The sequence below is a fragment of the Streptococcus criceti HS-6 genome, from assembly GCF_000187975.2.
GTDB lineage: Bacteria > Bacillota > Bacilli > Lactobacillales > Streptococcaceae > Streptococcus > Streptococcus criceti.
In genome coordinates, this window is the sequence record NZ_AEUV02000002.1 from 853828 (window position 1) to 865061 (window position 11234).

At 40.9% G+C, this 11234-nt stretch carries 5 protein-coding genes and 2 pseudogenes; 4 read left to right on the plus strand and 3 right to left on the minus strand.

What is annotated here, in order from left to right; all coding sequences use genetic code 11:
- Positions 1–159: 159 nt before the first annotated feature.
- Positions 160–915: a 3-oxoacyl-ACP reductase FabG gene (fabG, locus tag STRCR_RS04140; protein WP_003000960.1), complete on the minus strand. Its 756-nt coding sequence runs from the start codon at positions 913–915 to the stop codon at positions 160–162.
- Positions 916–1233: 318 nt separating this feature from the next.
- Here fabG and STRCR_RS04145 point away from each other — a divergent pair, with 318 nt between their 5' ends.
- Positions 1234–2142 (plus strand): DMT family transporter, encoded by a 909-nt coding sequence (locus STRCR_RS04145; protein ID WP_004225245.1) that lies wholly within the window; start codon positions 1234–1236, stop codon positions 2140–2142.
- Positions 2143–2258: 116 nt separating this feature from the next.
- On the opposite strand, the pseudogene STRCR_RS04150 reads toward STRCR_RS04145, so the two are convergent.
- A pseudogene (locus tag STRCR_RS04150) lies at positions 2259–2771 on the minus strand (IS982 family transposase); the annotation flags it as partial.
- A 34-nt stretch (positions 2772–2805) separates the two neighbouring features.
- Between STRCR_RS04150 and STRCR_RS11570 the strand changes: the two are divergent.
- From STRCR_RS11570 to STRCR_RS11575, 3 genes and pseudogenes are all read left to right on the plus strand, one after another.
- A protein-coding gene (locus tag STRCR_RS11570) for an IS630-like element ISStso1 family transposase (RefSeq protein ID WP_076612110.1) occupies positions 2806–3859 on the plus strand; the annotation gives its coding sequence in 2 pieces (ribosomal slippage) (positions 2806–3243 and positions 3245–3859; 1053 coding nt in all).
- Positions 3860–4182: 323 nt separating this feature from the next.
- Positions 4183–8820 (plus strand): InlB B-repeat-containing protein, encoded by a 4638-nt coding sequence (locus STRCR_RS04165; RefSeq protein WP_004228690.1) that lies wholly within the window; start codon positions 4183–4185, stop codon positions 8818–8820.
- Positions 8821–8995: 175 nt separating this feature from the next.
- Positions 8996–10048, plus strand: a pseudogene (locus STRCR_RS11575) (IS630 family transposase).
- Between the two features lie 21 nt (positions 10049–10069).
- Here STRCR_RS11575 and STRCR_RS04180 read toward each other — a convergent pair.
- The gene (locus STRCR_RS04180; RefSeq protein ID WP_004225294.1) at positions 10070–11023 is read right to left on the minus strand and encodes an IS30 family transposase; all 954 of its coding nucleotides are present in this window, start codon (positions 11021–11023) and stop codon (positions 10070–10072) included.
- Between the last annotated feature and the right edge of the window lie 211 nt (positions 11024–11234).

An 11234-nucleotide genomic window follows, 5' to 3' on the forward strand; every position in this document is an offset into this window, starting at 1 on the left:
ATAGATATAAAGGGGCTGGAAAAAAAGTCCTGAATTAACAAAATCGCATGAAATCTTTCGTTTAAAAACGCTGATTTCATGCGATTTCTTATTTTTAAAATCTGAGAAAATTAGTGAGATTTTGAGTTTTTGCCCAGCTCCTTTATCTAGTAGTGAATTTTACAGAATCGCATCAAAAGATTCTGGGAGGATTTGGCCTCCATCAACAACAATGGTCTGACCAGTAATGTAGTGGGCTTCCTTAGAAGCTAAGAAAGCAACGGCTGTGCCAATGTCTTCTGGGGAACCTAGGGTATGAGTCGGTACGGTCTTTTTCATTTCATCCAGATAGGTCTGTCCCTGAGCTTGCAGACCCTCGGTCAGGACATTGCCAGGTTGAACGGCATTGATGGTGATAGCATCCTTGGCGTATTCCAGAGCAGCACTCCGCATAAAGCCTAATTGTCCAGCCTTGGTTGAACCGTAGTGGGCCCAGCCAGGATAGCCAGTAATAGGGCCAGTGATTGACGAGGTTAGAACAATTCGTCCATAGCCTTGGGGTTGCATAATTTTAGTAGCAGCCTTGACCACCAAGAAGGTTCCCTTGAGATTGACCGTTTGAATCAGGTCCCAGTCAGCCTCGCTCATTTCAGCAATTTTGACTTGGGGATAGATACCAATATTGGAACAGAGAATGTCCAGCCTGCCGTATTTTTCTCGAATCATTTGGAAGGTTTGATCAATAGCGTCGCTATCGGTAACATCAAAGGGATAAAAGTCAGCGCCTAAAGCCTTGGCACTAGCTTGACCAGCATCTTGGTCTCTATCAAGAATGATAACCTTGGCTCCCTGTTGGATTAAAACTCTGGCAATACCTCGACCAATTCCCTTGGCTCCACCAGTCACGACAGCGATTTGGTCAGTCAGTTGAAACATAGTGATACCTCCCTATAGGTTAGTCTAGTTGAAGGACAGCCTAGCAAGTGAGCTTCGACTAGGTTTGATACAAATGTCCCTCCTTCACTTTAACTATAACAAAATTCTCAGGCTTAGTAAAAGCTTTTAAGGGAGGTCAGTTGCCTAAGAGCTAAAGCTCTTGGCTCCTGTCGCCAATCACTAGTTGTGACTTGTCTTCCTTCCCTTACTAACTCCGGCAGAGGCCGATGACTGATTCGAAAGCCTTCTTTTTTATAGAAAAGTCGGTCTCCACGAAGACTATTTTATGCTAGAATGGAGACTAGAGAGGTAGGCACCATGTCAAAAACGTTTAAAGGGACTATGATTACCATTGCCGCAACCCTGTGTTGGGGCTTTTCAGGTATTTCTGGTCAATATCTGATGGCTCAGGGGATTTCGGTCAATCTCCTTACCAGCCTGCGCTTGATTATAGCGGGTCTAGTCTTGACAGGACTGGCCTTCATTAAGGATAAGGCGACATTGACATCATTGATGTCCTCAGGCTCCAACCGAGTTCGTCTCTTGATTTTTGCCATTTGTGGTCTCCTAGCCAACCAGTATGCCTATCGACAAGCCATTCATTATACCAATGCAGGAACGGCAACGGTTCTCCAGTATATCTCGCCAGTCTTAGTTCTGGCCTATGTTAGCCTTAAGGGGCGGACCCTGCCGACATTTTCTGAAAGCTTATCTATTTTTCTGGCCATTTTGGGTACCTTTCTAATTGCGACCCATGGCCACTTAGCTAGTCTAGCCATCACCCCTCTTGGACTTTTCTGGGGTGTCCTCTCGGCCTTCACCTACACAGCTTACATGATTATTCCAGCCAAATTCATTCAAAGTTATGGAAGCTTGACCGTCGTTGGTCTGGGGATGTTAATTGGTGGTCTTGTCTTTCCTATTTTCACGCAAGCTTGGCGCTACCGTCTCCCCCTAAATAGCCTCAACCTGCTGGCACTCTTTGGTTTGATTGTCGTCGGGGCTATTTTGGCCTATACCCTCTTTCTTAAGGGCATCAGCATGGTTGGTCCCTTAAAGGGCAGTCTCCTCGCAGCTATTGAGCCAGTTGCCAGCGTTATCTTGGAAGCCCTAATTTTGGGGCAGGTCTTTTATCAGATGGATATTCTGGGCATGCTCTTCATTGTTCTAGCGGTACTTATCATTTCCCTACGAGACCTGATTATTTCTAGGAAAAAATCCTTATAATCTCAAGCGAGCTTAGGCTTGCTTTTTTGGTCCTTAATTTTGAAGATTTTATTCCTCAAACTTCTCGTAACACTATTGACATCGAATATATATATAATACCCGTTGTGCTAGTTAATCAGGCATAAGCCTTAGAATATTTCAAACTCAGCCCAAATTCATTTTGACTATTTTCCAGCATGAGTGAATAGATGAGTAAAATAGCTTCTACTCTAAACTGTAATGCCCGAAAGTTTCGACAGCGTAAATTCTCAATGCCAAACTGTTCTAAGCTCGAAAAGACGGTTTCAATCGGTTTGCGCAATCGGCTAATTTTATAGTTCTCAAACCAAGAATAGTCTGCCATATTTTTCCTGAGTTGAGAAATTAAGGTGATACCACAATTGGCCAACTCTTTCTTAACCTGCTTGTCAATATAGCCCTTGTCTCCATAAATCAGTGGAATAGAGCTGTGTTCCAGTAATTCAAAAGCCACTTGGCTATCGTAAACAGAGGCTGACGTTACTACATAATCCAAAGGAAAGCCCCTATCGCTGACTAAAACGGAGAACTTCACCCCGTAGTAGTGAATCTTCTTCGTGGCGTTGTATCCGATGTTAGCGACTTCTGATAAAAGACTAGCTCTTATACTTAACAAAAATCAAAAATAGCGATATAATATAGTCATGACACTAGAAATTACACCAGCACAAGCACAAGAACTAAAACAAGCACTCAAAGATAAAGCAAATGATAAACACTATAGAAAACTTCATGCCCTCCTCCTTCGTTCACAAGGAATGAGCTTAACAGCAATCGGCAAAGAAGTTGGGCTCGTTCACCAGTCTGTTCGCAACTTAATTACCCGTTATCAAAAGGGGGGACTAACAGCTCTATTTAAAGAAAATCGCGGTGGTCGTAGACGTGCTTATATGACCGTCGAAGAGGAAGAAAGATTCCTAAACCAACAACTAGAACGGGCATTAAAGGGGGAGCACGTAACTGTTCAAAGCTTGTTTGAAGCCTATCAAGCTGAAGTTGGAAAGTCAACCACTCGTGAGGGATTCTATGCTTTATTAAAACGCCACGGATGGCGAAAGGTAACTCCTCGTCCAAAACATCCTAAAAAAGCAGACGCTAAAACGATTTATGCGTCAAAAAATAAAATCTATATTCAGGAAGACAAGAAAGCGCTTTAAGCATAGCCGACGTTACAAGAAAGTCCGTCTCATGTATCAAGATGAAGCGGGTTTTGGTCGTATCAGTAAGCTAGGAGCTTGTTGGGCACCTAAAGGTTATAGGCCACATGTAGCCAGCCACTACATTCGAGAATACCGTTATTGTTACGGAGCCGTTGATGCCCATACAGGAGAATCTTTTTTCCTCATCGCAGGAGGTTGTAATACTGAATGGATGAACGAATTTTTAAGACAATTAAGTCAAGCTTTTCCTGACGATTACATTGTTTTGGTTATGGATAATGCCATTTGGCATAAATCAAAGGCTTTAGAAGTTCCACATAATATAGACTTTGCTTTTATTCCGCCTTATACTCCTGAAATGAATCCTATTGAACAGGTCTGGGCTGAAATAAGAAAACGTGGGTTTAAAAACAAAGCCTTCAAAACTTTGGAGGAGGTTATTAATCAACTTCAAGAGGTTATTCAAAGTTTTCATTGGAAAGAGTTAAAAACGATTGTCCATAGAAAATGGACTTCGGCTATGCTTGATTTTCATTGAGTATTAGATAATATTAGAGCAAAAAACGGTACAAATTAGTAATAAATATTTTTAAAAAGTTTAAGAAAATATTACAGAATATTTAAGTCTATCATGTATAATTGATATTGAAAGACTGTCTAGTTCATAAACCAGAGGGGATTTTTTCTTTATCTAAAAATTGGTAAAGTAAAAGATTGTCATCGTTGATTTATAGCTGGTCGAAGAGTTTTACTATCCTCAAGGAGAAAACTCTAAAGTTGGGAGAGAACAGATAGAATAATAATGGACTTTTCCATTTTAGGTTTGTCCTTGAGTTTTTCATATTTAGAAGGAGAGAGAGTATGTGGAATAAACTCAAGGAAAAGCAACGCTTTTCTATTCGTAAACACAAGCGTGTTGGCGCAAGTTCGGTCTTTTTGGGACTAACTTTGTTGATGGCTTTGGCTAGTACGCAAGGTCTTGCTGAGAGGACAGATGCTACAGTAGCTTCTGCTCAATCGACTAGTGCTGTGACTGCAACGGTAGGGGATGCAGATACGCCGAATAGCAATTCAGAAAGCCAAGCCGTTACAGGCGATGCTACAAATAATGCAGCGACAAATCCAGAAAATGTTCAAAATCAAGTAGAAGCTAATCGCCAAGTAACAATCAGTTATGTAGTGCGTTATGTTGATGATAATAGGAATGTTGTTTATCAAACAACTAAATCAACTACAGTAACAGCTGATGATTCAGGATATGCTAGCACTGTTGTAACCGAAAGTGGTAGTGATATGGGAGCTTTAGCGGGCTATGAGTTGACAGGAGGACCAGTTAGTCAAGCAATTACAGAGAATGCTAACAATGTCATTACATTGAGAGTTTCTGCTAAGTCAGCTACAGATACTAAAAAAGAAGCAACAACTCCTGCTGAGACAGATAAATCTGAAGATGCCAAGGTTCAAGAACCAGCGCAAGCAAGTGGAGGGCAAGCGAGTGATGTTACTACAACTGCAGATGCTGTAGAATCAACTAAGAATTTGGAATCTACTTACAATCCAGCAACTGCCTTGGCTGAAGAAAAGGTTCAAGTCTCTAATCAAACTGCAAATTTAAAACCAGCTACTTTGCGCTTAGCTAATACCCTTTTAGCTACCAATAGTTTAGGAGCAACGACTCCAACGGCTGCTTCTAATCCGACGGCAGGACAAATTTTAGACACAGAAGATAAAGCAGCTGATATTTCTGGCTTGGGAATTACTGCCGTTAATTTTTATAATGAAGGTACATTAGTGTCTACGCAGTATGTGAAAAATGGGGAAAAACTTCTTGAACCTAATATTCCTGAATCTGGGGATAAAGTCTTTAAGGGTTGGGAATATAATGGCCAACTTCTTGACTTTAGTCAGCCGACTAATTTTCCAACTGGAACAGAGATTACAGTCAATGCGAAGTATGAAGATACTGTTCGTGTTACCTTTGTGAACGATAAAAACGAAGTTGTTAAGGTTAAAGAAGTTGAAAATGGCGCAACTACAAATGCTGATGATGTGGTTATCTTATCGCCAAAAGATTCTTATCTTTTCTCACATTGGTCAACGACTCCAAATGGAGCAGCTTTTGATTTTAGTCAAGGTATCACAGCAGATATGACTCTTTATGCTGTTATTGTGAACCAAAAGACGATATCTTTTGATTCTAACGGTGGTACAGCTGTTAATAATATTTATATTAATTCGGGGTCTATCAGTTCTTCTGGACAAAACTTACCAATACCAACACGTAAAGGTTACACTTTTGATGGGTGGAAAGATAAACAAACTGGCAGTTCTTTTGAGGATACGACAGAAGTTAATCATGACTACCAGCTAGAAGCACAATGGACTGCTAATACTGATACACCGTATGAAGTGGTTTATTGGATTGAAACGCCGACAGGTGTGCGTGAAGTTAATGGTATTCGCTATGCTGTTGACCACATTGAAGAAAATTATGGAACAACTGGAGAAGTTGTGTCTGAAGATCCGGGTATGGGACCTGATTCGTTTGATCACGAGCTTTCTAGTAATCAACCAGATCTTGGCCATGTCAAAATTGATGGTAGTGGTGAGACAGTTGTTAATATTTATGCAGAACGTAAGAAATTTACGCTGACAGTTATTGGTATTAATGACAGCTATACTCATACTTATCAAGTGAAATGGGGAACGCCACTTAATGAAGCAGCGCCACTTGAGACAGATGTGAAGTGGTTAGCGACAGCAGAAGGAAAGTTTGGGGCACGTTCGCCTTTGTCACGTTTAAATTATCCAATGCCAGATGTGGATACAACTTTGGAAGCTATTGCACTTGCTAATCAAATTGTCATGCATACCTACTTTAAAGATGTTGATACCGGTGAAATTGTTCAAGTTAATACGAATATCCTTAAGAAGGGTACGGGCTTGAACTTATCATCAGAGATTGAAGGATATGAATTTATTCAATTTGAAGGTCAGGCTGTCGGTGACCGTGTTATCGATGTAGACGGTAATGATAAGACTGCTTATTTTCGTAAAAAAACTTACAAAGTTACATTTGTTACTAACGATCCAAATACTTCTAATGTGGAAGAGACAGCTGAATATAAGGCAGATGTTGCTCCGTTAGTACCAACGACTCTAGTACCATATCAAAGTACGAAAACAGATGAACATGGGGTAACCTATCTCTTTACTGGCTGGTATGATAGTAAAACAGCGGTCGGAGCTAAGGCTGACTTTACCAATGCCAAGGTTCCAGCGGGTGATTTGGTTTATTATGCAGGTTGGATTCAAATGCCTGTTTCAGTGACAGTTCATCGTGATACAACTTTTAGTGATTCTGATGAAGATAAGTATGTATTGTTAGTTATTCCAGGAAATACTGTTCTTAATCCTGATAATAATTATGCGCAAACAAATTCAGACGGTTCTGTTAAGTATGATGCAAATGGAGTACCCCTTCGTGATCTTACTGCAACATTTGATAGTCAACTTCACCCAAATACTAAAACGGCTGCGGATGGTTCAGAGTTACCACTAGAATGGTATAAACTAGTCAATGGTCGTTTGGAAAAATTTGACTTAGATACAGAAATTACAGCTCCTGGCACAGTCCTTGTTCCAGTTTGGACATATGAATCTAAGAGCATTCGATATGATGCAAATGGAGGTACTAATGCTCCTAGCACGGCAGGAATTGAGTTCTTAGAAAATGCTGCTGTTGCTGATCAAGGAAATATGACGCCACCATCATCTGATAAGGTATTCTTAGGTTGGAATACTAAAGTAGATGGTAGTGGTGATAGCTATTTGCCAAAAGAAACATTGGCCTTTGATAAAGTTGTAGGTAACTCTATTACCTTATATGCACAATGGGGAGATACCGTAGGTAATGTAGAGGTAATCTATGATCCAAATGGTGGTGATGGTAGCGCTGTAACGAAGCACTATGCAACAAATGATCCTGTTTATGTTACAGATCAAGGCTTTACTCGTTCTGGTTATACCCTAGCAGGATATGCGACGACTCCAAGTGCAAGCCCATCATCAGTAGAGTATAAAGTCGGTGACCGTATTGTTGCTGAGAATGTAACTTTGTATGCAATCTGGGAACAATCAGACATCCAACCGCCAGTCATTAATGCTGATGATAAGACTGTCAACGAAAAGACCCCATTTGAAGTACCAGTAACGGTAACAGATAATGATGATCCAGCGCCAAGCGTAGAGGTCACAGGTCTCCCAGATGGTGTCACCTATGCCCCAAGTACCGGTAAGATCACTGGCTCAGCCGACAATGAAAGCTGGACAGATGATAGTGATGAAAGCCATGACTACACCGTGACCATCACAGCAACCGATGGCGCCGGCAACAGTACAACGAAAGACATCACGATTACAGTACAACGTGATACGGATGGCGATGGTCAACCAGATGTCACGGATCCAGATGATGATAACGATGGCATTCCAGATGACAAGGATAAGAATCCGAAAGTTCCAGATAGTGAAGGTCCATCCATCACAGCAGGCGATAAGACTGTCAACGAAAAGACCCCATTTGAAGTACCAGTAACGGTAACAGATAATGATGATCCAGCGCCAAGCGTAGAGGTCACAGGTCTCCCAGATGGTGTCACCTATGCCCCAAGTACCGGTAAGATCACTGGCTCAGCCGACAATGAAAGCTGGACAGATGATAGTGATGAAAGCCATGACTACACCGTGACCATCACAGCAACCGATGGCGCCGGCAACAGTACAACGAAAGACATCACGATTACAGTACAACGTGATACGGATGGCGATGGTCAACCAGATGTCACGGATCCAGATGATGATAACGATGGCATTCCAGATGACAAGGATAAGAATCCGAAAGTTCCAGATAGTGAAGGTCCATCCATCACAGCAGGCGATAAGACTGTCAACGAAAAGACCCCATTTGAAGTACCAGTAACGGTAACAGATAATGATGATCCAGCGCCAAGCGTAGAGGTCACAGGTCTCCCAGATGGTGTCACCTATGCCCCAAGTACCGGTAAGATCACTGGCTCAGCCGACAATGAAAGCTGGACAGATGATAGTGATGAAAGCCATGACTACACCGTGACCATCACAGCAACCGATGGCGCCGGCAACAGTACAACGAAAGACATCACGATTACAGTACAACGTGATACGGATGGCGATGGTCAACCAGATGTCACGGATCCAGATGATGATAACGATGGCATTCCAGATGACAAGGATAAGAATCCGAAAGTGTGGGATTACCAAACACCAGTTGCTAATTCTGCCTCAACATCAGGAACAACCAAGGCAAAAGCTCAGGCTGATAGAGTGGCTGAACAAGAAGCTAAAGAATTGCCTAAGACAGGCGATGAATCATCATCAGCTTTCGTTGGTATTGGTGCAATGCTTTTGAGTATTCTAGGACTTAGCGGTGTTCGTCGTAAAGCAGAAGATGAAGATTAATAGGAATTTTCAGCCTTCTAGTTTGGTTTAAAATTTTAGTTTTAAACTTGACTAATAATAAAAGGTCGAGACAAGTGTTCTCGGCCTTTTTTGCTACCCATATGAAATGTGGAGAAACGTGGGGATTTTTGGGGTTATACTAAACAAATTTCAAAAATAGCTATATAATGGTTGTATGAAAAAAGAATTTACCGATTTACAAATCCAAGAGTTAGAAAAAGCTATTAAAGATAAGAAAAATAATGCTCATTATCGCAAATTGCATGCCCTCCTCCTTCGTTCACAAGGAATGAGCTTAACAGCAATCGGCAAAGAGGTTGGGCTCGTTCACCAGTCTGTTCGCAACTTAATTACCCGTTATCAAAAGGGGGGACTAACAGCTCTATTTAAAGAAAATCGCGGTGGTCGTAGACGTGCTTATATGACCATCGAAGAGGAAGAAAGATTCCTAAACCAACAACTAGAACGGGCATTAAAGGGGGAGCACGTAACTGTTCAAAGCTTGTTGAAGCCTATCAAGCTGAAGTTGGAAAGTCAACCACTCGTGAGGGATTCTATGCTTTATTAAAACGCCACGGATGGCGAAAGGTAACTCCTCGTCCAAAACATCCTAAAAAAGCAGACGCTAAAACGATTTATGCGTCAAAAAATAAAATCTATATTCAGGAAGACAAGAAAGCGCTTTAAGCATAGCCGACGTTACAAGAAAGTCCGTCTCATGTATCAAGATGAAGCGGGTTTTGGTCGTATCAGTAAGCTAGGAGCTTGTTGGGCACCTAAAGGTTATAGGCCACATGTAGCCAGCCACTACATTCGAGAATACCGTTATTGTTACGGAGCCGTTGATGCCCATACAGGAGAATCTTTTTTCCTCATCGCAGGAGGTTGTAATACTGAATGGATGAACGAATTTTTAAGACAATTAAGTCAAGCTTTTCCTGACGATTACATTGTTTTGGTTATGGATAATGCCATTTGGCATAAATCAAAGGCTTTAGAAGTTCCACATAATATAGACTTTGCTTTTATTCCGCCTTATACTCCTGAAATGAATCCTATTGAACAGGTCTGGGTTGAAATAAGAAAACGTGGGTTTAAAAACAAAGCCTTCAAAACTTTGGAGGAGGTTATTAATCAACTTCAAGAGGTTATTCAAAGTTTTCATTGGAAAGAGTTAAAAACGATTGTCCATAGAAAATGGACTTCGGCTATGTTTGATTTTCTTTGAGTACTAAATTTCAAGTTCAAGTTAGCCAGTCTGTAAAAACTCTTTAGGAGATTTATAATTGAATAGTTTCTTTGGATAGTTGTTAATCCAGTTTTCAATAAATGCGACTTGTTGTTGAGTCGCATTTTTGCTTCCCTTAGGCAACCAGCGCCGGATGAGTCTATTATGATTCTCATTAGTTCCACGCTCCCAAGAAGAATAGGGGTGGGCATAGTAGATATGAGCAGGGTCAAAAACTTCTGCTAAACGACTGAATTCAGCCCCGTTATCAGCTGTGATAGAGTTAATTTGATAATCCCTGAGGATTGCTTTCAGAGCTTGATTGACTGAAGACGTGGACTTATCGGGAATGAGTCGAATGATTTGATAACGACTCTTTCTATCCGTTAGAGTCAACAGGCACTCGTTTTTTGCCCGAGTTTGAATAACCGTATCAATTTCAAAATCACCAACATTCTCACGCTTGTTAATGCTTTCTGGTCGTTCCTCGATAGACTTTCCAGCTGGCTTAAAGTTGGGACTGGCATGCTTTTTCTTAGTTTTCTCCTTGCGAGGATAAAGCATGTCAGCTTTAGTCAATCCTAAGTGTCCATGATGAATCCAGTAGTAAATAGTGGAGATGGGAACAGGTAATCCTTTTGCCTTTACTATCATCTCAGGAGAATATTTCTGTTTGATGTAGTGAGTTATCTTTTCTTTGAGTCCCTTGGTCAGGGAGACTTGTTTAACAGAACGTTTACGATTGTTTTGATAGGCTTTTTGGGCGAAGTCAGCTGAGTAGATCACCTCAAATTTTCCTTTACGCACTTGTTGTCTAACCTGACCACGTTTGACTTCGTTGTGAATGGTTTGAGGAGCTTTAGCCAATCTCCTAGCGATTTCACGATTTGAGAGCCCTTCTTGAAGCCAACGTTCAATTATTCTACGTTCAGTTAGTGTCAAATGTTTACTTTTTGGTGTATAATAGTTTTGCATCTCAGAGTCTTTCTAATTGTTATTGTGGTGATTACAATTATATCTCTCTGAGATGTTTTTTGATACTCTTAGGTGGCTAACTTCATTTTAGAACTTTCCGATTTTCTTTGAGTATAAAATTATTTGAAAAATATCAAAATTATATCAAAATTATTGTAATTTTATGATAAAATGTGTAACATAGCACTAAGATAAGTGGGATTATCCTAAA